Here is a 25,612-nt window from a genome sequence, read left to right as displayed (position 1 = left end):
CCCATGTCAATTGCCCGCACCGTTCTCCTGCGCGCTTCGCGCAGTACGTGGCTCGCCGAACAATTCCGCCGGCGATCCTTCGCTCGTCGCGCCGTTCGGCGCTTCATGCCCGGCGAGGACGTCGGCGCCGCGCTCGACGCCGCGGCATCCTTCGGTGCCGCCGGCGTCGGATCTGTCGTCACGGCGCTCGGTGAGCGCGTGAGCACGCGAGCCGAAGCGGAAGAGGTCCGGCGCCACTACATCAAGGTTCTCGACGACATCGCCGCGCGCCGGCTCCCCACGCACGTCTCGGTGAAGCTCACCCACCTCGGCCTCGACGTCGATCCGGCATTGTGCGCCGACTCGGTGCGAGCGCTCGTCGTTCGCGCCGAGACCAACGGCAACATGCTCTGGATCGACATGGAGGAGTCGCACTATGTCGACGCCACGCTCGACCTCTATCGTAGTGTGCGAACCGAGCACCCGAAGATCGGCGTCTGCCTCCAGGCGTACCTGCGGCGCACGCCTAACGATCTCGAGTCATTGCTCGCTGTCGGCGGCTCGGTACGACTCGTCAAAGGGGCCTACCGCGAGCCTGCGGAAGTCGCGTTTCCCAAGAAATCCGATACCGATGCCGGGTATTTCACACTCGCGACGCGAATGCTGGACGCGGCGTCTCCGGATTGCGTTCAGGTGTTCGGGACACACGACCTCGCGCTGGTCGAGCGCATTCGTGGCCATGCCCAGTCGAAGAAAGTGCCCCGCGGTACCTGGGAAGTGCACATGCTGTACGGCATCCAGATCGCAGCACAGCGAGCGCTTCCGACGAACGGCGTCCCGGTTCGCGTTCTCATCAGCTACGGCTCGCACTGGTTTCCGTGGTACGTGCGCCGTCTGGCCGAGCGGCCCGCGAATGTGTGGTTCGTCGTCCGTAGCCTGATGTCGTGAGGTGTCTCGCACCTGACGGCACTCAAGTCAGATTCATCCGGCGGAGAAGAGCTTTGAAACCGGGATGATCATGAAGGGGTTCAGTGGGTTGAGAGTTACGTGAAATGCCCGTCGCCTGAGTACCGGCGACGGGCGTTTTTTACCTGCCCTGCAAGCAGGCGTTCCCACTGCCAGCGTCGCGCGCCCGTTGGTCGCTCCTTGGTGTTCGCGGCCTCCTCGAGCCCTTTTCCTCGCCCAAAATATTCTGATGTTCCCTCTTACCATTTTTCGGTTCCGGGGGTATTTACTCGCCAGAACGTGATCCCCCTCACATGCGCGCGGTCTCTCACCCGCCGTGCGCTACTGTCGTACCCTCCTCCTGCGCTAGCTGAGCGCGTCGCTATTCATTGCCCTCAGCCAAAGAACGATTCGTCGCCTTCGCGCTTTCACCGCTCGCGGTCTCTTCGGCGTGGTTCGCTCATGCTGAGCTCGCAAGCTCGTTCGCGCCACCGAAACTGAGTAGCGGCACGGGTGCAGCCGTTCTGGCCCACCTGCGTCGCGATGGCTACGATTGGCGCGGTCGTTTGCGTGCCCTTTCAGTACCGAGACTCGTCATTCACGGCGAGGAAGACGCGCTGCCGGTTGCCGTTTCGGCGGAGTTGGGGGCGCTGCTACCTCGTGCGCAACGCGAGTCGGTGCCTCACTCGGGTCACATGCCCTTCTGGGAGGCGCCAGATGTGTTCTTCTCTGTCGTCGATTCCTTCCTCGCCGCCCAGTTGCTGGGTGCCGTTCGCCAATCCGTATGAAGCGTGCTAAGCGAGCGTCCCTGACCGTTCTGTATCTCGCCGTCGGCCTCGGCGCGTTAGGTGCCGTGAAGAAGACGCGGTCACCCGAAGTCGCGGTTGCGCACGCACTCACCGCGTCGCGCGAACAGAGCGCCGCGGGAAGCGTTGGTCGCGCGCTCTTTCCACGCGACGATCTCGACGAACCCGATCGCGCCGCCGTGCGGCGCCGGTTGCGTCGCGACGAGCCAGGCACATACATCAGCGAGATTCTCCAACAACGCGATTCGTCGCTCGCACGTTGGCCGGATCGCGGTGATCGCCCGCTCGCGGTCTGGATTCAGCCGAGTGCGGCGATCGACGACTGGATGCCGGGCTACGTCGATCGTGTTCGCGAGGCATTCGAGGAGTGGCAGGGGGTTGGACTTCCTCTCGGCTTCGTTTTCGTCGACGATTCTGCCGACGCGGAAGTGCACGTAAACTGGATCGATCACTTCAGCGAGCCAATCAGCGGACGTACCAAGTGGGCGCGCGATGATGACTGGCTCATCACCGACGCGAACATCATCCTCGCTGTCCATCACCATCAGGGTGAGGTGTTGGACGAAGAGGCGATGCGCGCAATGGCGCTGCACGAGATCGGTCATCTTCTCGGACTCGATCACACGCAGGATCCGACGAGCATCATGGCACCGAAGGTCCGCGTGCGCGATCTATCCACCGCCGATCGCGCAACGGTCCGTCTGCTGTACTCCCTCCCGCCTGGTCCGGTGCGCTGATCCGGCGAGGAATCGCCGCGCTCAGTCGTTCCCCCGACATCTCGTAATGGGACGCATCGAGTACTGGCTGCTTGGTGCCGTCGGGGCACTCATCACATTCATTGCGTTTCAGAGCGTGAAATCGACGCTCGAGCCGCGTCGTTATGCATTTCAGGTCGCGCAGGCCGGTAACCCGCGGAGCAATTCCGGGGATCCCAGGCTCGATTCGAGCGCGGCGCAGGATAACGACGCGGCTCCGGCCGATGTGCACAACGCGCTGACGGCCTCCCGCGCGCGGGCCCCCGTGCGCAATGCGGTGGATATTCGGCGGCGTATCGCCGACGCGGGATCGAGAACCTACATCAACGATCTGCTCGCAATGCAGGACTCCGTGTTGTTTCGATGGCCGGAGAATCGCGACGGAGGAGTCCGGGTATGGATTCAATCCGATCCGCACGTTCGCGATTGGTGGATCGGCTACGTCCAGTCCGCGCGCGACGTGTTTCTCGAGTGGCAGACGGCGGGCATCCCGCTGCGCTTCGTCTTCCCCTCCGATTCAGCGGGGGCCGACATCGTTGTACGCTGGATCGATCAATTCCCGGTTGACGAGCTGCGCATCGGCAAGACGAAGCGACTCGCTGATCAGAATGCATGGGTCGTTCACGCCGACGTCGTCGTCGCGCTGCATGACCGTGATGGCGACACGTTCCCGCCGGGTGAGATCAGCGAGATTCTGCGCCACGAGATCGGCCACGCGCTCGGCCTCGGGCACTCGAAGAACACGGGAACGATCATGTATCCCGAGAGCACCCATCTCGATATCACCGATCTGGATAAGGAAACGCTACATCTCTTGTACGCGTTGCCGCCTGGTCGTGTGAGGTGATCTGGTCGTGGTTGGCGATTGGCTGTGGTGATTGGTGGCTGGTTGCGCGTCATTGGTCGCTGTAGCCTCGCCGACGAGCCAGCAGCCAACAACCAGCACTAGCCAATCACAGCAACCAACACCGACCACCACGCTCGCCCAGATCTTGCGCCAGTGCTGGACGCATGGGGCGAATCTTCGATGTTGCGATCGTCGGTGGCGGTCCGGCCGGACTGACCGCTGCAATCTGGCTTGCACGATATCTCCATTCGGTCGTTCTCATCGACAGTGGCGACCCGCGCAACTGGGAAACGCGGGGCGTAAATGGCTTCCTCGGCCTGCCTCACATCCGTCCGGCGAATCTGCGCGCGCTGGGACGGGAGGAATGCCGCTGCTATGGCGTCGAGCTCGTCGATGACATCGTTGTCGCCGTCGGCAAGGAAGGCGATGATGAATTCTCGCTCGAGCTAGTGACGGGCGAGCCCTTACAAGCCCGCCGGCTGCTCCTTGCCATCGGGATTCGCGATGTCTGGCCGGACATCCCGGGGCTGGACCACGCATTCGGTCAGAACGCGCACGTTTGCCCCGATTGCGACGGCTACGAGGCGCGCGACAAGAAAGTCGTCGTCATCGGAAATGGCCGGCTCGCTATCGGGATGGCGCTCAACCTAACGACGTGGACGCGCGAGATCATCATCTGTACGAATGGTGAGCCGTCGGCGCTCGACCTTCCGGAGTACTGCGAGAAGCTGGACGTGCTCAATATTCCCGTGCTCACCGAGCCGATCCTGCGCGTTGTCTGCGAAGGACAGGCGATACACAGTCTCGAGCTGCGCGACGGAATGCATCTCGACGCCGAGAAGATCTTTCTCGCGATCGGGCAATTTCCCGCTGACGATGCCGGCACGAAGCTTTCCTTGCAGCTCGGCTGCGACCGCGACGACGAGGGACACGTGCTCATCGACGGCCACTATCACACGTCGGTCCACAACGTGTACGCCGCCGGGGACATCGTTCCGGGTCCGCAGCTCGCGATCACCGCCGCATCGGATGGCGCGGTCGCGGCGCTATCGATTCACAAGTCGCTCGTACCGGAGAGTCAGAAGCTCACGCCGCGCGAGTTGTCGCTCGTTACCAGCGGAGCGTGACGGCGCGCGTCCGCTTCTGACGCACAATCTCCAGCTCCACGTTTCGGTCGCCGCCGTGCGCGGCGACGATTCGGCGGAGCTGCGCGACGTCCGTTATGTCGCGGCCATCAGCCTTACTGATCACGTCACCACCTCGAAGACCAGAGGACTCGGCCGGATCGCTGAAGACTTCGGTCACGAGCACGCCACTCGAGACACCGAAGATGCGTCCGAGCGATTCGTCGGTGATCGCGACGAGCTTTGCGCCGAGAACGGGCACGACACCAGCCTCTCTCCCATCGAAGATGCGCACCTGCGGCATGGTGCGGGCGAGCACTGGGGTGCGAGGCATCGCAAGCGCGAAAGGCATGGAATCGACAGCGACATCGCGAGAGCTGAATCCTCGCAAGGCCTCGATCTGTGGTGGCGCTTTCGCAACGACGACGTCGTAATCTCGCTCTTCGCCATCGCGCCGAATCGTGACCGAGATCCGTCGGGATGGCTGAAGGAGCTTCGTCAGGTTGATCTCGTGGTCACGCAGGTCTGCGCCCTCATACGCGATGAGTTGATCACCACGAGAAATTCCAGCGCGCTCGGCGGGTGAGCTGGGCTCCACCGAGATGACTTGCGGATAGTTGAAGTACCTGAGGTAGACGCTGTCGTTGCGTACAATGCGCTGCTGCGTCCCCTGCGCGTTGATGCCGATCCAGCCAGGCTGCAGCGACTGCATCGAGCGACGGAGCATTGGGCCAAACGTGCGCGCCTGCTGGGCCAGCGTCCGTGCCTTCTCGGCCGCCATGGACGGATCGACGAACCGCACGCGCCCGTGCTGTTCGAGCTGATCGAGATCGCCGAGCGAGGAGATCAGCGCGCGAAGCTCGCGCACGAGATCGACGCGATCGGGCGCATCGAGCCCCAGCCCCTCGAATTCATGCTGCAGGGAATCGAGGCGTTCCCGGAGCTGAAGCCGCGCTCGACGAAGGCTGCTGGTGTACGCTGTGTCGGCCGAGCGTTGGAACTGCAGGCGATAGACGCGATTGCTATCGCGGGCCGAAACGGGAGTCTGCGCTTCCGCCAGCGCCGCCGCGCCGATAACGAGTCCTATGACACAGATCCACAAAGCCGAACGCACTCGAGGCATCGTCGCCACGTCACTCCAGAGACCGCGCATTAGAAGATGTTCACCCGCATGTTCGCGGGCAGGGATGCGTTGAGCTGCCGCAATGTCGCATCGCGCTGTCCCAGCGTCGTTAGGTAATAGCCATTGATGACGGGGTCGCCGGGCGACTCAGCGAGCGCCTGTCGAACGGTCGCGCCCACCTCGTCCAGCGTTGCTAAACGATGGCGCATCGCAGCCGGGCTGTCCGGCGACAGCTCCAGCGTGTCGTGCGCCGCGAGATAGAGCGCCGCGCTCTGATACAGCGTCTGCGCTTGCTCCTGTGCTGAGCGCGCTTCTTCGAGGCTCGAAAATGCCGACGAATCCGCGCCCGCCTTCGCCAACGCGCCCCCGCCATGCCGCAAGGCCGGCAGCATCGATCCGGCTGCCGAGTAACGACCGTACGCGATGCCGCCGATTGCGATCAACACCGCGGCGGCGGCCTGTGACCACACGCCACCGAATCGTCGCGGACGACGTGCAACACGCCATTCACCCGTGTCGATCACTCCATCGGCGCGCAGCGCAGGTGCGAGCGATTCCCAATCACTCAACGGTGCCCCAATTCGCGATTGCTCCGACCTGGCAACTTCACGCAGCGCTCTATAGGCGGCGCGTTCCGCCGCGCATCGCTCGCACGACGCGAGATGCGCGAGCTCCGCCGATGTCGGCGGGTCGTCGGTCAGCGCCGAAAGGCGCTCATCAGGCAGGTGCGACATGTCCACTATCAATCCTCTGTTTCGTTGCATCGGTTGCTGCTTCTACAAGATGGGCGAGCAGCTTTCGCAGTTTCGCCCGCGCTTTAAAGAGTTGTGATTTCGAGCCGCCCGCCGTAATACCGAGGTCGCGAGCGATCTCTTCGTGCGTGAACCCTTCCACATCGTGTAAGACGAACACGGCACGGGCGCCCGGTGAGAGCTTCGTCATCGCTTCTTCGATCGAGGCGGCGAGGAAGGAGCGATCGGTATCCATCTCGACCGATGCGCTGTCTTCCTGGATCTCGGATTCCGCGTTCGCGAGCCGTCTCGTTTTTCGAAGAGCGTTGAGCGTACGGTTCACCGCGATGCGGTGCGCCCATGTCCCGAACTGGGAGTCGCCACGATAGCTTGGCAGCGCGCGGAAGATCTGAATCCAAACCTCCTGTGCGATGTCCGCCGCCAGATCAGAGTCGGATCCGACCAGCCGGCGAACGACGAGGTCGATATGTGGGGCGTGGCGTGTCCACAACGCCCGTAGCGCCGCCTCATCTCCTTCGATTGCCTGGCGAATCGTGAGAAGCTCAACAGTCACGGGAAATTGGTCACTGGGATGGAGAGAATGGTTTGCGCAGGTGCTTGATTGCTAGTGGTTCGTCGCTGTTGCTGAGTCGGGATGACCGTCAGCAACAACCACCCACCAACCACCAGTTCTCAACCGTTTGAGCCACCGTTGCATACGCCCCCCTTGCTCGTCCCGTTTCCATGCGACATTATTTCCGACGCGCGGCCGCCCGCCTCTGGAACCTTGGTCGCCCTCGGATAGTAAGGCATTCATACTGACCGGATGACTTTCCCCCACGTCCGGCCCGTCATCGTTTTCGTTGCACGGCATCTGCATACATAGGCGTTATCGAGCGACTCGTTAGCGCCGACCCGTGATTTCCGCTCGTCCGACCGGGGAGTCGAAGTGTTGGTTTCTCTGCTGTTCTCGGCTTTGACGCTGGCCACTGGTGGTCCCACCGGTCCCGGGGGATTGCCCGTGAAAGCCCCGCGTTCGGTCGGCATGTCGGCCGCTCGGCTGGCCAAGATCGACCACGTCGTTATGCGTGGCATTCAAGCGGGCGGCTACCCCGGCGCAGCCGTCGTCGTCGGGCGCAAAGGTGCCGCCGTTTGGCAGCGCGGCTTTGGCCGGCTCGACTGGGACGACCAGAGCGAGGCCGTCAGCCCAACCCAAAGCATCTACGACCTCGCGTCCCTCACCAAAGTCGTCGGTACGACCACCGCCCTGATGATTCTCTACGATCAGGGAAAAGTGCACCTGGACGATCCGGTCTCGAAGTACATCCCCGAATTCTCCGGGGGCGAAAAGGATCTCGTCACGCTGCGGCTTCTGCTGGAGCACCGTTCCGGGCTGCCTGCTGGTCGCGACCTCTGGCGCATAGCGCATAGCCCCGAGGAGGCTCGTCAGGCGGCGATCGAAACACCGCTCGTCTATCATCCGGATCAGTACTACGAGTATTCCGACCTCGGTGCCGACATGCTCGGCTTCGTCGTGGAAGCGGCTTCGGGCGAGCGACTCGACCAGTTCCTTGCCGATCATGTCTGGAAGCCGCTCGGCATGGAGAACACGTACTTCAAGCCGGCGGACTCGTTGCGTGACCGAATCGCGCCGACCGAGGTGAACCCGCCGCGGGGCTATCCACTTCGCGGCGAAGTGCACGACGAGAACGCGTTTGCACTCGGCGGTATCGCAGGCCATGCTGGTTTGTTCAGTACGGCGTCGGACCTCGCCGTGTTCGCTCAGATGATGCTCAACGGTGGTGAGTACGGTGGAACGAGGATCATCGCCGACTCGACAGTCACGCTCTTCACGACTCGCGCAGCGCGCACGCGAGCGCTCGGATGGGACACATGCGCGGGTGACGGAAGCTGCGGCAAGTATCTCAGCGAGCGCGCCTACGGGCACACCGGCTTTACCGGCACGTCGCTGTGGATCGATCCGGATCGCGACATGTTCGTCATTCTGCTCACGAACCGCGTTCACGCGGCTCGAGCGCGACGACCGGCCAAAGTGATTGCCGATGTCCGTGCCGACCTCTCAGACGCTGCAGCACTCGCCGTTCTGGACTACGGCGACGGCATGCTCGAGATGCCGGCGAAATTCCGAGCCGATCGCGCGATCGGCTGGAACAGACCGGAGCGCGTGGCTCGAGCACGGCACTCGCGCGTGCACACGTCGGTGAGCGCAGGACGCATCGGGGCGAAGTCGAGCAGCGCAAAGTCGAGCAGCGCGAAGTCCAAGTCTTCCAGCGCGAAGTCCAAGTCTTCCAGCGCGAAGTCGTCGAAGGCTAAGGCGAAGAAGAGCCCAGCCAGGAAGCCTGCCGCCAAGCACACGACGAAAAAGGCAACGCACAAGGCCTGACAAGGCCGTCATCCTGGCTGGGAAGAGGGATGACACCGCTCAGTACATCCAGCCGAGTCCGACGTAGACCGCGGCGGTCGATGCGTTTGAGTGGCCGACGTCCGTGGCGACGATGAAGCTCGGCCCGACGCCAATTCGCACTCCGCCGCCGTAGCCGACGTGCACGTCGTCGAGCACCCGATCAACGCGGAATTGATCGGCCCACACTCGGCCCGCATCGGCGAACGCATCGAGCGCGACGAAAGACTGCCGGCCGAACAGGGCGAACTCGGCAGCCCGCCAGCGCAGTTCCGAATTGCTGAGAAGGAGTGACTTACCGATGTACCGATCCTTTGGAATTCCGCGGAGGCTGCTCGATCCTCCAAGTCCTTCACCCTGCTTGAACGAAGATTGAATTGTCGGCAACTCATCGAACGGCACGTTGCCGGATGTGCCCTGTGCAACAACACGCTCCGCGAAGACGACGCGACTCGTAAGCGGCACATACTGGCGCACGGTAGTCGTCCAGCGCGTGAAGTCCTCGGTGGCACCCAGACCTTTGCTCACGCGTTGGATGAGTGCTTCGGCCCACGTGCCTCGGCTGGGTCCGATCTCTCGGTCTCGAGAGTCCCACAGCAGGCCGGCGCGCAGGTAGTTGACGCGATCCGGCGGAGGGGTTTGCCCGTTCGATTGCACCGCGAGCAGCGTCGTTCCCGAGTCGTAGGGTGTGAGATCGATCGTAGAGCCTGAGAAGCCGCCGCCGAGAAGGAGACGGGCTGACGATTTGCCGACGCGATGTTGAAAGTCCGCTGAGGCTCTGAGGCGTTCGCGCCCGAAGCGGTAGAAATACGAGTTCGGCGGCCGCTCCAGACTTGGGTCATAGGGCGTCGCGTTGCCCACGCCGTAGTACGGCTGAGCGCGTTGTTCTTCACTTCCGGCGAACGCACTCACACGCCATCCGTGCGGCAGGAGCGTCGGCGCATCGAAGAAGACGGTCATGTCGCGCCGCCCTCTGCTGGTGATGAGCACCGTCGGCTGAATCGTGAACCGATACGGCTGCACGCCGGGGCCGTAGTTGTAGAGCTCGAGCGCAGCACCCATACCGACTCCTTCGTCGGCGTCGAAATTGAGCGCGGGAACGCCGGACAGTTCCCAACCCTTGGGTACCCGAGGGGAGGCCGCCGACGCGGCGCGATCGTCGCTCTGCTGACCGCGAGCGGTCGTTGCGATGATCAGAATGAAGCCAACGGCGAGGATGCGATGCACATTTCGAGGGCGCATGGCTGACTACTCCATCACGAGGTTAGCGGGCGAGAACAAGCTCGCGTCGTGTGGAATGAGGAACCATGCGCGTCCTGACGTAGCATCGGACTGCCACTGACGTAGATGAATTCACTCGTCGACGCACCGGTTGGGGGAGATCCACTGGAACTGGCGCGTGAGCTCGTGATGCTCCACGGCTGGAATGCGACAGCCTATCAGATCGTGAACCCGGGGATGAGCCTCTGGTTCTCGGCGATGGGCGACGCCGTTGTCGGCTACGTGGAGCGCCGCCGGACGCGTGTGGTCGCCGGATCACCCGTGTGCGCGAAGCACCGACTGGCCGACGTCATCTCGGAGTTCGAGCGCGAATGCGCACAAGGCAGACGCCGCGTTTGTTACTTCGGCGCTGAAGCGCGCCTCGAAGAGCTGCTTCGATCACATCATAGACATGCGATGGTCTTGCTCGGTGCGCAGCCCTCATGGAATCCAGCTCACTGGCCGGGTATCGTCGCGAGCAAGTCGTCGCTTCGCGCACAAGTCAATCGCTCGCGCAACAAGGGCATCGTGGTGGAACCGATGTCGGCGGACGAAGCGACGGGTCATCCCTCGCTCATACGGGTGCTCACGGAGTGGCTCGCGACGCGTGGGTTGCCACCGATGCACTTTCTCGTCGAGCCGGATACGCTCACGAGGCTATTCGACCGCAGAATCTTCGTCGCGCGATCTCGGTCGAGCGAGATTGTCGCGTTTCTCGTTGCCTCGCCCGCACCGGCGCGCGGTGGATGGCTCGTCGAGCAGTTCGTCCGCGGACGCCACGCTCCGAACGGCACCGTCGAGCTGCTACTCGACTCTGCGATGCGGGCGCTTGCTGGCGAAGGTTACGACTACGTGACGCTCGGACTCGCGCCGCTCTCACGACACGGCGCGGGACCGACGGCAAATCCGATGTGGCTTCGACTACTGCTACGCTTGGTGAAGGCGCATGGACGTCGCTTCTACAATTTCGAGGGGCTCGACAACTTCAAAGCGAAGTTTCTGCCCGAGCGGTGGGAGCCGGTGTACGCGATCGTGAACGAGCCGCGCTTTTCGCCTGGCGCGTTGTACGCCATCGCCGGGGCATTCAGCGACGGCTCGCCCGTCTCGACGATCGCACGCGCGTTGTGGCGGGCGGCACGAACGGAGTCGCGGTGGCTTCGTCGCCGGTTGCTGCACTCTTGAGCGCGCAAGCTATCTTGCACGAGGAGCCTCCACGATGAGCGACGAAATCGAGCAGGACGCGAATAGCGAGAATACGGCGAATGACGCGAGTAATGCGGCTGCGCCTAACGAGCCTGGAAATGCGGCGTCGCCGGCCGACGTCATCACATCAGACATCGCCAAGCTCGCGCTGCGCAAAGTGAAAGATCCGGAGCTCGGCCTGAACATCGTCGACCTCGGACTCGTCTACGAGATCAGCGTCGACCCGAGCAACAACATTCACGTCGACATGACGCTCACTTCGCCGGGGTGCCCCGCCGGTCCGCAGATCATGACGGACGTCGAGCGGGTGTTGCAGGGGCTGCCCGGCGTCGGCGAGGTCGAGCTCAATCTGGTTTGGTCGCCCTACTGGACGCCGGAGCGCATCGAGCCGCGCGTCAGGGCGTATATGGGCCTCTAGCCCAAAAGCGCGTTGACGGTTTAACAAACACGCTTTTCAGACTGCCGCTTTACGATGCGGGGCCAACGCGGCGAGGAAATCCGCCCCGAGCTCTTCTACTTGCCATCGGCGCAGCTCTGGAATCTCCCGCATCGCGTCGATCGTCGCTGGATTTCGCCGAGCGAGTGCCTCGAGCCGGTCACGTGAACAGAGCACTCCGGGATCCATGTCGAGCCGCAGGGCCGCGGCATCGCGGGCCGTGCGCAACGCCGACACACGTAAGTCGAACTCCGGGTCGCGCTCCCACCTGATCGCTTTCGGGAAGCGAGGTAGTTCGGCGTCGGGCAGCGCGATACCGCGCTTGACCGCCTCGAGGAGATCCGTCGATGCGCGCTCGAGCAGCGACCGCGGCATGCCTTTGATTGACGCCAGCGCCTCACGAGTGGCTGGCCTCGTTCGCGCAATCTCGAAGAGCGGCTCGTTTCCTAGAACGCGAAAGGTCGCACGATCGGCCTTACGCGCGGTGTCGTTCCGCCAGGCGACGAGCTCGCGTACGATCGCCAGCTCGCGCCGATTCAGATCGCGTGCTCCCTTCAAGCGAAGGAACCCGGTGGCGTCGTCCTCGTCGTCCCAGCGTGTTTCCTCGAGGCGCGCAAACTCCTCGCGCGCCCACTCCCAGCGTCCCACGCGGACCAGCTGATCGGCGAGCCGGTCGCGCAGGCCGAGCAAATGCATCGTGTCCTGCGCGGCGTACTCGAGCATGTCTGGCGTGAGTGGCCTCATCGACCAATCAGCTCGTTGATGCTTCTTATCGAGCTTGACGGCGAAATATTTCTCAAGGAGCGCTGCGAGTCCGAACGCGCGAATGCCGAGGAGTTGGGCGGCCACTCGCGTGTCGAAAATCTTGCGCACCTGCCATCCGTAATCCTGTCGCAGGAGTCGCAGATCGTAGTCCGCGTCGTGAAAGACGACTTCGACGTTAGGGTCCTCGAGCAGAGTGCCTAACTCCTGCGGCACTCCGATGGGCAGTGGGTCGATTATAGCGGATCGATCCCGGGTCGAGAGTTGTAACAGGTAGATTCGATCGATGAAGCGGTGAAAGCTCGCTCCCTCGGTATCGATAGCGATCTGGTCGACGCCCGCGATCGAGCGCAGGAAGCGCGACGTATCTTGCGCCGTGTCGAGGTAGATCGCTTGATGCCGCATCATGGGGTAGATGGTCCGCAGACAAATGTAGCCGACGGAAGATAGCCGAGACGGGCACTGCCTTTGCCCCGCGAACAGCGATGACCGAACCGATTCGAAAGGACGAGCGCGTCGAGGACCAGAAGCTGGCGTCGCCAAACGCCGGGCCAAGGGCTGTGGTCTATGGCGAGCGCCGTAAGCGCACGATGGGTTGGCGTACCAAAGACGTTCTCCGCACGGCAGCTCTCGTCATCGCGATGTACGTCGCCGTTCGAATGCTCTGGTTCGCGAGCCCGCTCTTTCTCACGGCCTTTCTCGGTATCCTGTTCGGACTTGCCGTTTCGAGCGGTGTCGATCACCTGGTGCGTTGGCGCATCCCTCGAGGCATGGGAGCCGCACTCATCGTCATCGCGTTCCTCGGGCTCCTGGTCGGCTTCGGCGCTTGGGTTGCGCCAACGATCCGCGCGCAATCGGTCGAGCTCAGGCGTCGTCTCCCTGAATCCCTCGATCGACTCGAAGCGTGGGCCAATCGGCACAATGGGGGATTGATCGGCAGCATCCTCGCACCCTCGAGCGGGTCGGCGCGGCGAGATTCGGCGCAGACGGCCGGAGGCGTCACATCAGCCGCGCGCGCTACGCCCGCTTCGTCGGAAACCGACACGACGAGCGCGACACCGCTGCGCGATCGTATCAGCAAGCAGATGAGCGGCGCCACTCGCTATCTGTTTCCTTTTTTGTCGTCGACGCTTGCCGCATTGGGCGGGCTCCTGATCATCCTCTTTCTCGCGATCTACATCGGAGCGGATCCAGATCTGTATCATCGCGGATTGATGCAGCTGTTTCCGGGACGCACGCGTGCTCGTGCGGGCGAGGTGTTCTCAGCGATGGCGACGGTCCTTCGACGCTGGCTCGTGACACAGCTCATCGCGATGGTCGTGATAGGATCCGTCACGACGGTCGTGTTGCTCGTGATGGAGGTGAAAGCCGCGTTCGCGCTCGGGATTATCGCGGGACTTCTCGAATTCATTCCAACCGTTGGTCCAATCCTGAGCGCCGTGCCCGCTGTCGCGATGGGGTTTCTCGATTCTCCGGAAAAGGCGCTCTACGTCGCGATGGCGTTCTGGGCAATTCAATTCGCAGAGAATCATCTTCTCATTCCCCTGTTGATGAAAGGCGGCGTCGACGTGCCGCCGGCGTTGACGATCCTCTCACAGGCGCTCATGGCAATGGTGTTCGGCTTCGTCGGCTTGATGTGCGCGGTGCCGATCCTCGCCGCGACGCTGGTCGCGGTAAAGATGCTGTACGTGGAGGGCGTGGTTGGCGAGAACGTGCCGGTCACGAACGAGGATCCGGCGAGAGACATCGCACCGGCCTAACGACAAACGAGCGCGTGCCCGCAATGCCCGCGAGGGACTCCGACGCGACGTTCCCACTACTCCGGCGCTTCCCTGGTCTGGGCCGCGTGCCACGCGTTCGCCTCGGCCGCTTTCCGACGCCAGTCCAGCGCATGGAGGCGCTCGCACCCAACCTGTGGTTCAAGCGTGAGGATCTCGCGGCCGAACCGTTAGGCGGCAACAAGGTACGTGCGCTCGAGTTTCTTCTCGGTGGCGTGCAGCCGGGGGACGTGGTGGCGACCGTCGGCGCCGAGGGATCGACGCATGTGCTCGCGACGGCCGTCTATTCCCGACTGCTCGGTGCGCGGTCGCGCGTATTTCGCTGGCCGCAGGAGATGAACGACGCGGCGCGACGTGTCGCAGAGCGTATCGCTTTCGATGCAGACGAAAGCCCAGTCAGCCACAGTGTGATCGCCGCTTACGCACGCGCGACGATCGCGCGACTCTGCGGCGCGCGCTGGATCGCCGCCGGCGGTAGCGCGCCGATAGGCATACTCGGTCAAGTCAACGCGGCACTCGAGCTGGCGGATCAACTGGACGCTGGCACGATGCCCCGCCCGGATCGTCTCGTGCTCCCGCTGGGCACGGGAGGGACAATGGCCGGTCTCGCGCTCGGTTTCGCGATTGCGCAACTGAAGATCGAAGTCGTCGGCGTACGCGTTGTGCCGCCGCTGGTCGCGAATCGCGCTCATGTGCGGCGTCTCATCGCACGCACGTCACATCTGATCCAGCGGGCGGCGCACGAACCCGTGCCGATGCCGGGCGATCGAGCGATTCGTATCGTCCACGATTTCTACGGCGGTGCGTACGGACGCGTGACGGCAGCCGGCGACGAGATCGCGCGACGATGCGCCGAGAGCAGCGGAATCACCATCGACCCGACATATGGGGCAAAGGCACTGGCGGCCGCCGTCGCGCTCGCCCGGCACGCCGGTGGTACGACTCTCTTCTGGTTGTCCTTCGATGCTTGGTGGATGCGCCGGGACCACGCCGAGGGAACGCCGGACGTCGTTGCACTCGGGTAGTGGACGTGCCATCGTTCGCGGTCCGCGACGCGCCGTCCTCGCTTGCTCACAGACCATGTCGACACTGCCGGAAGTCCGCTTTCACATCTACCCGACCGACTGCGACATGCTCGGGCACCTCAATCATGCGACGATGCTCAACTTTCTCGAGCGCGCGCGATGGGCGCTCCTCGAGCCGCAGATCGACATTAAGCACTGGGCGAAACAGCCGGTATTTTCGGTCGTGCGTCATGTGGACATCGATTATCTCGCGCAGTCTCTACCTGGCGAGGATCTGCGTATCCAATCCGGTCTCCTCGCGGTTCGGAACACGAGCTACATCGTGCGCCAGGAAGCACAGAAGGTCGGATCCGATCTCCTCGTCGCGCGTGCGAACATCGTCTTCGTGACGATCGGCCATGACGGTCGGCCCGTCCGCGTGCCTGACGACTGGCGGAAGCTGCTCCCGCTATGGCCTGACGCCGAATGACGGTGGCGGCGTGAGCGCATGATCGCGCACATCGGGAGCGCGACGATCGGGTACGACGATATTGGTGATGGAACGCCCGTGGTGTTCCTGCATGCCTTTCCGCTGAATCGCACGATGTGGGCTCCCCAGACGAGCGCCCTTGCTGGAAATTGGCGCTGTCTCACCATCGACTTCCGCGGCTTCGGCGAATCTGAGCCCGTAGCGCCATGCACGCTCGATCGTTATGCAGACGACGTTGCCGAATTGCTCGACACTGTCGGCATTAGCACGGCCATCGTCGTTGGGCTCTCGATGGGCGGCTACGTCGCATTCTCCCTCTGGCGCAGGCATGCCAGCCGCGTGCACGCGCTCGTGCTCGCCGACACACGCGCCGGAGCGGACACGCCGGAGACGCGCGCTCGACGGCAAGAACTGATCGCACTCGCGCGGAGCGCGGGCGCGCCAGCCGTCGCCGACCGTCAGCTGGTCGGCCTGCTCGGGAGGACGACGCGCGAGCGAAGACCTGACATCGAGAGCGCGATGAGAGTGATTGCCGCGAGCGCGTCGGTAGACGGCCTCGTCGGAGCGCTCGAAGCCATGCTTGGTCGGCCCGATTCGAACCCAACACTAACGACGCTGACCATTCCGACATTGATCGTCGTCGGCGAGGAAGATGTGCTCACGCCGCCCAAAGAAGCACGGGCGATGCACGTGGCAATTGCCGGAAGCCGACTGGAGATTCTCGCCAACGCGGGTCACCTGAGCAGTGTGGAGCGCCCCGCCGCCTTCACCGCAGTGCTGAGTGAGTTTCTGCATCGCGTCGAACAAGCGGACTAGCCGGTTAGCTTCCTGACATGTCTTTACCGAATGCCGAACCGATTTCCGCCGCCGAGCAGACGCGCAGCGCGCGCATCGGCGCGATGCTTTTTCGCAATCGCAGCTGGCTCCCCGTTGTCTTCATCGGCGTGCCGCTGCTCGTGCCCGCCACCATGTCGGCGGCCCTCTGGATCATCGGCGGGATTGTCATCGTCGCCGGTGAATGGATTCGTCTGGCCGGCGTCGCGGCCGCGGGCACGGTAACGCGCCGCCGTTCGCGCACGGTGCAGCGCCTGGTGACGTACGGAATCTTCGCCTGGGTGAGAAATCCGCTCTACGTCGGCAACTTCCTCATCTGGATGGGGTTCACGATCATCTCCGGCGTGCTGTGGTTTTTGCCGATTGCGATCGTGATTTTCGCGATTGAGTACTCGCTCATCGTGCGATACGAGGAGGGCGTGCTCGAATCGATTTTTGGAGCGGAGTATCTCGAGTTCAAGGAGGCTACGCCACGCTGGATTCCGCGTCCACCGAAAGCCACGTTCGGCGGGCCGCACGACTGGGCGGAAGGGTGGCGGAGCGAGGTGAGCACCTTCTTACAATACGCGGCGCTCGTGGCGCTCTTCGTCGTGAAGCAGTTGTGGGAGATCAGTATGTCATCCTGAGGAGCGCAGGATGACAGGCAGCTAGCGCGTAGGGCGGCCGGGAGGATTCTCGCCTTTGAACACGTCCCGGTTGATCTGGACGAACTGCTTCTGATTGCCCGGAACGTCCTCCTCGGGAAAAATCGCGGTCACCGGACACTCCGGTTCGCACGCACCGCAGTCGATGCATTCGTCGGGGTGAATGAACAGCTGCTGCTCGCCTTCATAAATGCAATCGACGGGACAGACGTCCACGCAGGCCTTGTCCTTGACGCCGATGCAGGCTTCCGTGATCACGTAGGGCATGTCGCCTCGAACCATCCTCGGTGGTGCGCTTGTACGCTGGCTAAGATAAAAGGTGCTGGGTAATAGGTGCTAGGTGATATGTGCCAGGAAGCGCCGCACGTCACCTAGCACCTAGCTACCTAGGAATTCTTCTTCAGCTCCGGATTTTCTCGAAAAAGCGTCGCCGTGCGGCCGATGACTTGGACGACGTCTGCCTCCGTCGATCGGGCGAGGTCATTCGCGACGTTCCTCACGTCGGAGTCGTCGTTACGCGAGAACTGGATCTTGACCAGCTCGCGCGTGCGGAGCGCGTCCTCGAGCGATTGACGCACTGCCTCGGTGACACCCTGATGCCCGACGTGAATGGTGACGGCGAGATGATGCGCCTCCGCGCGCAGGGCGGCGCGGGCCTTCGACGATAACATGGCCGAAACTTAAGGCCGTTCTCCTTCAGCGCGCAGAACCGAGAATGGGTCGATCGGCTCTCCATTCCAGTATTTGTTGTCGTGTGGCATTCGCATCACCTGAAAATGAAGATGCGGAATGTCCTTGGGCGCGTTGCCCGTCGTCCCGACGAAGCCGATCGTGTCACCCTTGGTAAGGGTCATCCCCGCCACCAACCCGGTGTGATAGTGGTCGAGGTGGGCGTAGTAGTAGACGAGTCGGGACTCAGAGTCGGTCGCGTACACGGTGTTGCCGCCGGCGTTGTTCCAGCTGACACGAAGCACACGCCCGTCATCGGCGGCGAGTACTGGGGTGCCGCGTGGCGCGAGGATGTCGATCGCGTGGTGCCGGCGCGACCCGTCGCGTGGTTCCTCGAATGAATCGATCAGCTGTTCGGGACGAATACCCGCAACCGGAAGGAGGAGCCGGCGTGATCTGAGATAGTCCACGTCGGCCTCGGCCGAACCGAGCGTCGCGACGGTGGCCAACGGTACGGTCTCCGAGGTGCCTCTTGCCGGTGCGTCCGAGCGCGCCGGGGCTGCAGCAGGCGCCGGTGACGAGACAATGGGAAAGCGCGGACGCGTACATGCGCCGAGCAGCGCGAGTGCTGCTACCGTGCGATGCCAGTGGCCACACTTCAACCGCGAGAGGAATCGTGAACGCCCAGCCATCTTTTCCATTGACGATCGTCGTTCGTCGACGTCGCAATGTTAGTGCAACAGTCGCCTGTCGAGGCCGACGCGAGCGACCACGGCCGCAAAACGCGGCGACTGGCGAACTGGATCGAAGAACGGTTCGGCGAGAACTTCGGTGCTGAATGACATGTCGTGCACTGCCGCCGCCCGCTCGAGCATCGTCAACGCCTGCGCGGTGTCGCCAAGGCCGAGGTAGACGCGCGCCGCAGCACCAGCAGCGCTGCTTTGCGTGGGCACGGCGGCTTCGAGGCGCTGCGCAATTTCACGAGCTTGCGCGATGCGACCAGCCTTCCCGTACGCATAGCCAAGGACTCCGAGTACAAAAGCGTTGGTGCTATCGAGCTGACGTGCAGGCTCCAGCTGGCGGATCGCCTCCTGTACGCGATTGCCGTATAGCTGGACAGTACCGGACATCATCCGCGTGACGAGCAACGTGGAGTCGAGATCGAGTGCGTGTTTCACAGCGGCCTGGGCCTGCACATCGCGTTTGGCGATACCGAGCGCGAGCCCATATGAGCCGAACGCGACGGGTGAGAGCGGATCGAGCTCGGTCGCTCGGCGTAACTGCACGAGCGCTTCATCGAGGCGCCCGTTCAGCAGCAGCATCTCGCCATACCACTGATGAGCAGTTGCATAATTCGGGTCGAGGGCGAGCGCGTGTTGATAATCGCGCTCTGCCTCGTTCCAGCGCCAGCCGACTCCGAGCAAGTTGGCTCTCGATGCGTAGGCCTCGGGAATGGTGCTGTCGAGCGCGATTGCCTTGTCGATACTGCGTAAACCGAGTGGCAACAACGAATCGACGCGCACGTTGGCGTACAGAGGCAAGACGGCGTACACGTCGGCCATGCCAGTATACGCTTTCGCGAACGCCGGATCGCGACCGGCCGCCTTCTCGAAGTAGGCGAGCGCACTGCGTAGCGCGTCCTCGCCGCGCTTCTGGAAGAAGAAGCGTCCACGCAGGTAGAGATCGTATGCCTGCAGGTCGTCGGTGCCGCGCGCCGCGGACGAGCCGGCGAGGGCGACCGTGGAGCCGAGCTCCGGTGAAACGGCAGCGACGATCGCGTTCGAGATATCGTCCTGAACCTTGAAAAGATCCGTTGCCTGACGCTCGAACATGTCCGACCAGAGCGTCGCGCCATCGGTGATGTTGATGAGTCGTGCCGTGACGCGCAGGCGTCCGCGCTCACGCTGCACGGTGCCTTCGAGCAGCATCGTGACGTTGAGCGCCTTCCCGATCTCGTCAGGCGTAGTGTATTTGTCACGCGCGGACGTCGCCGCGGTGCGCGCGGCGACACGCAGGCCACGCAACTTGGACAATGCGGTCGTGATCTGCGCCGTCATGCCCTCGGCGAAATACACGTCGCTCGTGTCGCCACCGATGTTGACGAGCGGCATCACGGCGATGGATCTCGAGATGGTCGTGGCCGCGGCAGTCGCGGCCACGGAGGCGTTTCGTGCCTCACGAGTTCGGAAATACGTGCCGGCGGCCAAGCCCGCGGTGAGCAGTACCGCGACGACGCCGAGAAACGAGGCGCGGCGCTGCCAGTTTCGCCACTTCGAAACTGGCGGCCTGAGAGAGGTGAATTCACCGCTCATCACGGATGGATCGTCGAGCTGTCGCGCGACCTCCTGGGCGGTTCGCGGCCGCTTGGCCGGATCCTTCTCCATCATGCGCATGAGGAGATCGGCGAGCGCGGGCGGCACGTCGTAACGTCGACTCGAGATCGACTTGGGCGCCTCGGTCAGTTGTGCCGCGAGGAGCGCCTGCGGCGAGCGGCCATAGAACGGCGGCGCGCCGACGAGCATTTCATAACCGACAACACCGAGCGCGTAGAGATCGGCGCGATGATCCGTGTTCGGATCAGCTGCAGCCTGCTCTGGCGCCATGTACATCGGCGTGCCGAGCGAGGTCCCGACGGATGTGATCGTGCCGCTGCTCCAGCCGCCGCTGTTGGTCGCACGTCCGCCGAGCGTGACGCGCTCGCGGGAGGCGGAGATGGCTTTTGCGACGCCGAAGTCAGTGACGACCGCCGCGCCGCCGGAGAGCAGAATGTTGTCGGGCTTGATGTCGCGATGGATAACGCCGCGACCGTGCGCATATGAGAGAGCGCGCGCGACGTCCTTGAGAATGCTCACCGTCTCACGCACCGACAGCGGGCCACGCGCCATGCGCCCGCGCACGGACTCGCCGTCCACGTAGGGCATGAGGAAGTACGGCAACTGGTCCGCCTGGCCGGCGCTGAGCACGGGCACGATGTGCGGGTGTTGCAGCGCGGCGGAGAGCATGATCTCGCGCTTGAACCGGTCGACGGACACGCTCGCTGCCAACTCCGGCGGGAGCACCTTGATGACGACCTGTCTGCCAAGCGTGTTATCGGTGGCGACGAAGACGATCGACATGCCTCCACCCCCGAGCTCACGCTCGATCGTGAAGCTCGTGCCGAGTGCCCGCTGCAGGTCTTCGCGAATGTCCGCCACTGAACCGATGCTCGAAAATCCGTCGCTAAGAATACCGAAGGTACTACTTTACAGACAGCACTCGCGCGGTAAGGGTTTCGTCACCGATGCAGACCGGACGCTACCTTCACATCGCGCACTGCTCCCTTACATTTGGCGGAGCGCGGGCGAGCGACGACAAGCACACGCCACGCGGTCAGCCAACACTGGACTACGGATGCAACACGTCGATCGTTACGTACCAGCCAACACGAATAGTGGATGGGGAGTCGCGACGGGGGTACTGCTGCTCGTGCTCGCCTGCATTGTCACCGCCACGTATGTCCACAAGAAGACGTATCGACATCCGACGGACGTGACCTGGCACGGGCGGGGCGAGCCAGACCACAACGCAGCGGCGGCTGAGGCTCGTTAGGGCAACGATCTGCGGGTCACTGCTCCCATGCGAAGCCGCTTACGAGCCGCACGAAGCGCTTTGCTGCCAGATCGAGCCGCATAATCGTTAGGCCTCCGCTGCGGTCGCCGTGACCGCGCGCGGCGAGATCGTCCACGCCGTCGCCGTCCGCATCGAACACATAGAGCGGATCGTGTGCGTGAAAGCGCAGGTCGGCAAACTTCAAGGGCACGGTCTTCCCGGTCGAATCGAGGAGCGCGACCCGCTCCACGGCAAAATCCATCTCCGGCGTGTGCTTGTTCGCGATGATGAGCGCGCGGCCGACGCCGAAACAACCCGGAACCCACCAGCTTTGGATCTTCGCCGTCGCGAGCTGACGCTCGTAAGGCGGCTTCTCCGAATCCGTCAAAAACCGAACGAGCGAGTCGCGTACCGCGATCGCTCTCGTCGTGATGTCCGTCGGCAGCGTATCGCGAACACACACTGGCGGGGGCGCGGGTGGAATGCTGTCGGCCGGCGGCGCCGTAGTCGCCACGGTCGCGGTCGCATGCTGTGACGTATCAGATCCCACCTTTGGTTTGGCCGATGCCGTGTCGATTCGTATGGCCGTTGCCGGCAACATGTCCTCGGCACGGGCAAGCGAGTCGAGCAAGTGTGAAACACTGAGCTTCGCCACGATGCGACCATGCCAAACATCGAAACCGGTGACCTTGGCCTGCTCGTCGATCGAGTACGGGGCTCTGAGCCGCAACACCGCGCCGAGAGGAAGGGGAGACAATCGGGCCACGGCCTCGACAAAACCGGCGCGACTCTCCGAATCGGACTTGAGCGTCAAGTCAATACGGCCGATGTCCACCAGCATATGGCGGCCACGTGAGGCAACGGGAAACCAATTACGATCGGTGGGAACGAACACGAGTGCGTTCGCGATGCTGTCGGCGACACGCGAGAGCGGATGCTCGCCATGGCGATGCATGTGCGGCATCATCTGGCAGCAGCCCGACGGCTGACCCGTGCCCTGCTTCGTGCCGGAGGCCGCGCCTTGCTGCGCCGCGCCCTGCTTCAGGGTCGCGCTATCGACGACGACGGCGAGCTGCGAGGCGGCAGCACTATCCGCAGCCGCGGCACGGGTCGAGTCGCTCTTTCGAAGCGTGTCCGCGACGCGCGCGCTATCGATGGTGTGAAGGGTGTCAGCGACGGTCAGTGTGTCGCCGAGGCGGTCGGTTCGCGCGCCCGCAACGCAGGCGAGAGCGAGACAAAGGATCCCGATGAGAACGGGCCCAAGAACGAGCGAAGCCAGTGAGCGCTGCGGCATGCCGATGAAACAGGGGGAAACGCGGATCGCAACCGTAGACGATGATGCGTCCCGCAGGCAACCGTAAGGTGATGGCGCTGGCAGAGGTCGCCACGATCCGGCCCAGCGACGATCCATTTCGATGCGGTGTCGGCCGGCGAAACGAAATGGAAATCACTGGGTTGTACATGAGAGTGGCGTTTGGCGCTTCGGCACGAAGGTCGCTGTGTGTCGACACTCAAAGGAGAAGGCCCGTTCACAGGTGAAACGTGCTACACCGACACGTTCCGTCGGTGCATCACGGTCACGCACCGTCGCAATCGCACCGAGAGCAGAAGCAATGACGTGGCTCGAGTACAACGAAGCCTTGCGGGAGCTTCGACCAGATTCGGAAGTCGTCGTCGGCACGGGCGCACAGGCCACATGGCGGCTTCGTCGCGCGGACCTGATGCCGCGTCATTTCATCGTGTGGACCTCGGACGATGGAGTGAAGATCCGTCCATTTTCGAGCGACACAGTTGTCACCGTGAATGGACGTCAACTCCCGACGGGCACGTCGGATCTGCACGACGGTGACGCGATCGGCGCCGGCTCTGCGGAGTTTCGGTTCTGGGCAGCAACGCCCGGCGAGAGCCGGAACGTGATGAAGTCGCCGGTCTCGGGGCACCTCATCGATTTGCGGCGACGATCGGCGCTCTCGCTCCATCGCATCTCGACGGGCATCGGACGCGACGACTCCAACGTGCTCGTGATCGACGACGAAGCAGCGGCGAGCTTTCACGCGGAGGTCCGGCGAGAAGCGGGTGGACATGCACTCCGAACCTCGGATTCGGCAACGGCGAGGGTCAACGGTCGCCCCGTATCGGGGCCGGTGCTGCTCAACGAGGGAGACGAGATTCAGATCGCGAGCCTCGAGCTGCGCTACACGCGCGAGCCGCTTCCCGACGGTATCGAGGCCGCCACATCGGCGAGCCTAACGAGCGAGGCCGATACGAGTGCGGTCGGCATCCGGACGGCCAGGCTCCGCGAGTCGCCAACGACGGATCTCTCTTCCGCAATCACAATGCGGACGCCGATGCGAGCCGTCGCGTTCGTGAGCTCGGTGATTGCCGCGGTGGCGATCGCCACGCTCGTGTTATTGCATCGAGGGCCGTAGCAGGGACTGGGGCATCGTGGGGAGGGGCTAGGGTAAACGGACCGGACCTCGCAATCGAATTCAGCGCAGGTGTCCCTAGGCTCTAGCGTCTTGTCCCTAGCCCCTTTTCTCATTTCCGACTAATTTTGTCTGGCATAGCAGCGACCGCTCAACGCGAGCGGGTCGCTCGAGGCTGTGGGTAAGGCCTGGCGTTCGGTGGTCGAACGCAAGTAACTGTGGGCTAACGATTTGAGACCGCTGATCGGTCTGCGGGCAGCCCGCGTCGCGCCGCCCTTGGAGCGCACATGAGCTCTTCGATCGAATCACTCATCACGAAGGAATACGAAGCCGGCTTCGTCAGCGACGTCGAGTCGGATACGTTGCCGCCGGGTCTGAGCGAGGACGTGGTCCGGAAGATCTCCGGGAAAAAGGCCGAGCCGGAGTGGATGCTGGAGTGGCGGCTCAAAGCCTTTCGCCGATGGCAGTCGATGCCGGAGCCGCACTGGCCGAACGTCAAATACGCGCCGATCGACTATCAGTCGATCAGTTACTACTCGGCGCCAAAGAAGGCGAAGCCACTCGCGAGCCTCGAGGAGGTCGATCCGGAGATTCTCAAGACGTACGAGCGCCTCGGCATTCCTCTGCGCGAACAGAAAATGCTCTCCGGCGTGGCCGTCGATGCCATCTTCGATTCGGTGTCGGTGGGAACGACGATGAAGGAGGAGCTGGCGAAGGTCGGCATCGTCTTCATGTCGTTGGGCGAAGCCATTCAGAAGTATCCCGATCTCGTTCGCAAATACCTCGGCTCAGTCGTTCCGTATAGCGACAACTTCTTCGCCGCACTCAACAGCGCCGTTTTTTCGGACGGTTCGTTCGTGTACGTGCCGAAGGGCGTGCGCTGTCCGATGGAACTGTCGACGTATTTCCGCATCAATGCGGCCGACACCGGCCAGTTTGAGCGAACATTAATCGTCGCGGATGAAGGGGCATACGTCAGCTATTTGGAGGGCTGCACGGCGCCCAAGCGCAGCACGAATCAGCTGCATGCCGCCGTCGTGGAACTGGTCGCGTTGCCAGGAGCAACGGTGAAGTATTCCACCGTGCAAAACTGGTACGCCGGCGACAAGGAAGGCCGCGGCGGTATTTATAACTTTGTGACCAAGCGCGGCAAGGCGTTCGCGAACTCCAAGATCTCGTGGACGCAGGTCGAGACGGGATCGGCGATCACGTGGAAGTATCCGAGTGTGATCCTGCAGGGCGACAACTCGGTCGGCGAATTTTACAGTGTCGCGGTCGTGAACAACCGCCAGCAAGCCGATACCGGAACGAAAATGATCCACATCGGCAAGAACACGAAGTCGAACATCGTGTCGAAGGGCATCTCGGCGGGCGAAGGGAACAACTCGTACCGCGGGCGCGTGCAGGTACTGCCGAAGGCGAGTGGCGCGCGCAATTACACGCAATGTGATTCGATGCTCGTGGGGAATCGGTGCGGCGCACACACCTTCCCCTACATCGAGGTCGCGAATAACACCGCGATCGTCGAGCACGAGGCGTCGACCTCGAAGATCGGCGAAGATCAGATCTTCTATCTCAAGCAGCGTGGCCTCAGCGCCGAGCAGGCGGTGAGCATGATCGTGAGTGGCTTCTGCAAAGAAGTCTTCAAGGAGCTACCGATGGAGTTTGCGCTGGAAGCACAGCAGCTGTTGGGAATAACACTTGAAGGAAGTGTTGGCTGAACTAGTTGCTGGTGGTTGGTGGTCTGAACACACCAACAACCAACAACCAAGCACCAACCACTCAG

At 63.1% G+C, this 25,612-nt stretch carries 26 protein-coding genes; 16 read left to right on the top strand and 10 right to left on the bottom strand.

Annotated elements, in window-relative coordinates; genetic code table 11:
• Nucleotides 1–3 precede the first annotated feature (3 nt).
• From VGH98_01335 to VGH98_01315, 5 genes are all read left to right on the top strand, one after another.
• Nucleotides 4–927 carry a proline dehydrogenase family protein gene (locus VGH98_01335; protein HEY2374592.1) on the top strand — a complete coding sequence of 308 codons (924 nt, stop codon included), beginning with the start codon at nt 4–6 and terminating at the stop codon, nt 925–927.
• 386 nt (nt 928–1,313) lie between these two features.
• A complete protein-coding gene (locus tag VGH98_01330) occupies nt 1,314–1,712 on the top strand; it encodes an alpha/beta fold hydrolase (GenBank protein HEY2374591.1) in 399 nt (132 codons plus the stop codon).
• Entirely contained in the window at nt 1,709–2,467 is a 759-nt protein-coding gene (locus tag VGH98_01325; GenBank protein HEY2374590.1) for a matrixin family metalloprotease, read from the top strand. Before VGH98_01330 ends, VGH98_01325 begins: the two co-directional genes overlap by 4 nt.
• A 46-nt stretch (nt 2,468–2,513) precedes the next feature.
• Nucleotides 2,514–3,332: a matrixin family metalloprotease gene (locus tag VGH98_01320; GenBank protein ID HEY2374589.1), complete on the top strand. Its 819-nt coding sequence runs from the start codon at nt 2,514–2,516 to the stop codon at nt 3,330–3,332.
• A 164-nt stretch (nt 3,333–3,496) separates the two neighbouring features.
• Nucleotides 3,497–4,459 carry an NAD(P)/FAD-dependent oxidoreductase gene (locus VGH98_01315; GenBank protein HEY2374588.1) on the top strand — a complete coding sequence of 321 codons (963 nt, stop codon included), beginning with the start codon at nt 3,497–3,499 and terminating at the stop codon, nt 4,457–4,459.
• Here VGH98_01315 and VGH98_01310 read toward each other — a convergent pair.
• From VGH98_01310 to VGH98_01300, 3 genes are read right to left on the bottom strand one after another with little or no spacing between them, the layout of a single operon-like run.
• The gene (locus VGH98_01310) at nt 4,443–5,579 is read right to left on the bottom strand and encodes a PDZ domain-containing protein (protein ID HEY2374587.1); all 1,137 of its coding nucleotides are present in this window, start codon (nt 5,577–5,579) and stop codon (nt 4,443–4,445) included. The genes VGH98_01315 and VGH98_01310 overlap by 17 nt on opposite strands.
• A gap of 29 nt (nt 5,580–5,608) precedes the next feature.
• Nucleotides 5,609–6,313 carry a hypothetical protein gene (locus VGH98_01305; GenBank protein HEY2374586.1) on the bottom strand — a complete coding sequence of 235 codons (705 nt, stop codon included), beginning with the start codon at nt 6,311–6,313 and terminating at the stop codon, nt 5,609–5,611.
• A complete protein-coding gene (locus VGH98_01300; protein ID HEY2374585.1) occupies nt 6,297–6,884 on the bottom strand; it encodes a sigma-70 family RNA polymerase sigma factor in 588 nt (195 codons plus the stop codon). The genes VGH98_01305 and VGH98_01300 overlap by 17 nt, the downstream gene beginning before the upstream one ends.
• Nucleotides 6,885–7,331: 447 nt before the next feature.
• On the opposite strand from VGH98_01300, the gene VGH98_01295 reads away from it, so the two are divergent.
• Complete coding sequence (locus tag VGH98_01295) at nt 7,332–8,714, top strand: serine hydrolase (GenBank protein ID HEY2374584.1); 1,383 nt, start codon at nt 7,332–7,334, stop codon at nt 8,712–8,714.
• Between the two features lie 39 nt (nt 8,715–8,753).
• Here the strand turns inward: VGH98_01295 and VGH98_01290 are convergent, their stop codons facing one another.
• The gene (locus VGH98_01290; protein HEY2374583.1) at nt 8,754–9,974 is read right to left on the bottom strand and encodes a BamA/TamA family outer membrane protein; all 1,221 of its coding nucleotides are present in this window, start codon (nt 9,972–9,974) and stop codon (nt 8,754–8,756) included.
• A gap of 105 nt (nt 9,975–10,079) precedes the next feature.
• Here VGH98_01290 and VGH98_01285 point away from each other — a divergent pair, with 105 nt between their 5' ends.
• Nucleotides 10,080–11,174 (top strand): DUF2156 domain-containing protein, encoded by a 1,095-nt coding sequence (locus VGH98_01285; protein HEY2374582.1) that lies wholly within the window; start codon nt 10,080–10,082, stop codon nt 11,172–11,174.
• A 34-nt stretch (nt 11,175–11,208) separates the two neighbouring features.
• A complete protein-coding gene (locus VGH98_01280; GenBank protein HEY2374581.1) occupies nt 11,209–11,613 on the top strand; it encodes a metal-sulfur cluster assembly factor in 405 nt (134 codons plus the stop codon).
• 36 nt (nt 11,614–11,649) lie between these two features.
• Here the strand turns inward: VGH98_01280 and VGH98_01275 are convergent, their stop codons facing one another.
• Nucleotides 11,650–12,801, bottom strand: coding sequence for an HRDC domain-containing protein (locus VGH98_01275; GenBank protein ID HEY2374580.1), 1,152 nt, complete (start codon nt 12,799–12,801; stop codon nt 11,650–11,652).
• Nucleotides 12,802–12,878: 77 nt separating this feature from the next.
• Between VGH98_01275 and VGH98_01270 the strand changes: the two genes are divergently transcribed.
• From VGH98_01270 to VGH98_01250, 5 genes are all read left to right on the top strand, one after another.
• Complete coding sequence (locus tag VGH98_01270; protein ID HEY2374579.1) at nt 12,879–14,153, top strand: AI-2E family transporter; 1,275 nt, start codon at nt 12,879–12,881, stop codon at nt 14,151–14,153.
• A gap of 86 nt (nt 14,154–14,239) precedes the next feature.
• The gene (locus VGH98_01265; GenBank protein HEY2374578.1) at nt 14,240–15,196 is read left to right on the top strand and encodes a pyridoxal-phosphate dependent enzyme; all 957 of its coding nucleotides are present in this window, start codon (nt 14,240–14,242) and stop codon (nt 15,194–15,196) included.
• A gap of 55 nt (nt 15,197–15,251) precedes the next feature.
• Nucleotides 15,252–15,665, top strand: coding sequence for a thioesterase family protein (locus VGH98_01260; GenBank protein HEY2374577.1), 414 nt, complete (start codon nt 15,252–15,254; stop codon nt 15,663–15,665).
• An 18-nt stretch (nt 15,666–15,683) separates the two neighbouring features.
• Entirely contained in the window at nt 15,684–16,481 is a 798-nt protein-coding gene (locus VGH98_01255) for an alpha/beta fold hydrolase (protein ID HEY2374576.1), read from the top strand.
• 17 nt (nt 16,482–16,498) lie between these two features.
• Nucleotides 16,499–17,125, top strand: coding sequence for an isoprenylcysteine carboxylmethyltransferase family protein (locus VGH98_01250; GenBank protein ID HEY2374575.1), 627 nt, complete (start codon nt 16,499–16,501; stop codon nt 17,123–17,125).
• A gap of 21 nt (nt 17,126–17,146) precedes the next feature.
• Here the strand turns inward: VGH98_01250 and VGH98_01245 are convergent, their stop codons facing one another.
• The 4 genes from VGH98_01245 to VGH98_01230 all read right to left on the bottom strand — a co-directional run bounded on the left by VGH98_01245 (nt 17,147) and on the right by VGH98_01230 (nt 21,006).
• Complete coding sequence (locus VGH98_01245; GenBank protein HEY2374574.1) at nt 17,147–17,410, bottom strand: ferredoxin family protein; 264 nt, start codon at nt 17,408–17,410, stop codon at nt 17,147–17,149.
• 119 nt (nt 17,411–17,529) lie between these two features.
• Nucleotides 17,530–17,814 carry a ribosome assembly RNA-binding protein YhbY gene (yhbY, locus tag VGH98_01240; GenBank protein HEY2374573.1) on the bottom strand — a complete coding sequence of 95 codons (285 nt, stop codon included), beginning with the start codon at nt 17,812–17,814 and terminating at the stop codon, nt 17,530–17,532.
• A 9-nt stretch (nt 17,815–17,823) separates the two neighbouring features.
• Nucleotides 17,824–18,513: a M23 family metallopeptidase gene (locus VGH98_01235; protein ID HEY2374572.1), complete on the bottom strand. Its 690-nt coding sequence runs from the start codon at nt 18,511–18,513 to the stop codon at nt 17,824–17,826.
• Between the two features lie 30 nt (nt 18,514–18,543).
• Nucleotides 18,544–21,006, bottom strand: coding sequence for a protein kinase (locus tag VGH98_01230; GenBank protein ID HEY2374571.1), 2,463 nt, complete (start codon nt 21,004–21,006; stop codon nt 18,544–18,546).
• Between the two features lie 196 nt (nt 21,007–21,202).
• Between VGH98_01230 and VGH98_01225 the strand changes: the two genes are divergently transcribed.
• Complete coding sequence (locus VGH98_01225) at nt 21,203–21,400, top strand: hypothetical protein (GenBank protein ID HEY2374570.1); 198 nt, start codon at nt 21,203–21,205, stop codon at nt 21,398–21,400.
• Nucleotides 21,401–21,416: 16 nt separating this feature from the next.
• Here VGH98_01225 and VGH98_01220 read toward each other — a convergent pair whose 3' ends face one another.
• Nucleotides 21,417–22,694: a hypothetical protein gene (locus tag VGH98_01220; GenBank protein ID HEY2374569.1), complete on the bottom strand. Its 1,278-nt coding sequence runs from the start codon at nt 22,692–22,694 to the stop codon at nt 21,417–21,419.
• Nucleotides 22,695–23,013: 319 nt separating this feature from the next.
• On the opposite strand from VGH98_01220, the gene VGH98_01215 reads away from it, so the two are divergent.
• Together VGH98_01215 and sufB are read left to right on the top strand one after the other, a co-directional pair.
• Nucleotides 23,014–23,829, top strand: coding sequence for an FHA domain-containing protein (locus VGH98_01215; protein HEY2374568.1), 816 nt, complete (start codon nt 23,014–23,016; stop codon nt 23,827–23,829).
• Nucleotides 23,830–24,113: 284 nt separating this feature from the next.
• Nucleotides 24,114–25,547, top strand: a complete 1,434-nt coding sequence (gene sufB / locus VGH98_01210) for a Fe-S cluster assembly protein SufB (protein HEY2374567.1) — start codon at nt 24,114–24,116, stop codon at nt 25,545–25,547.
• The last annotated feature ends 65 nt before the right edge of the window (nt 25,548–25,612 follow it).

This window comes from Gemmatimonadaceae bacterium (genome assembly GCA_036496605.1).
GTDB lineage: Bacteria > Gemmatimonadota > Gemmatimonadetes > Gemmatimonadales > Gemmatimonadaceae > AG2.
This window is presented reverse-complemented; position numbering and strand designations above follow the sequence as displayed.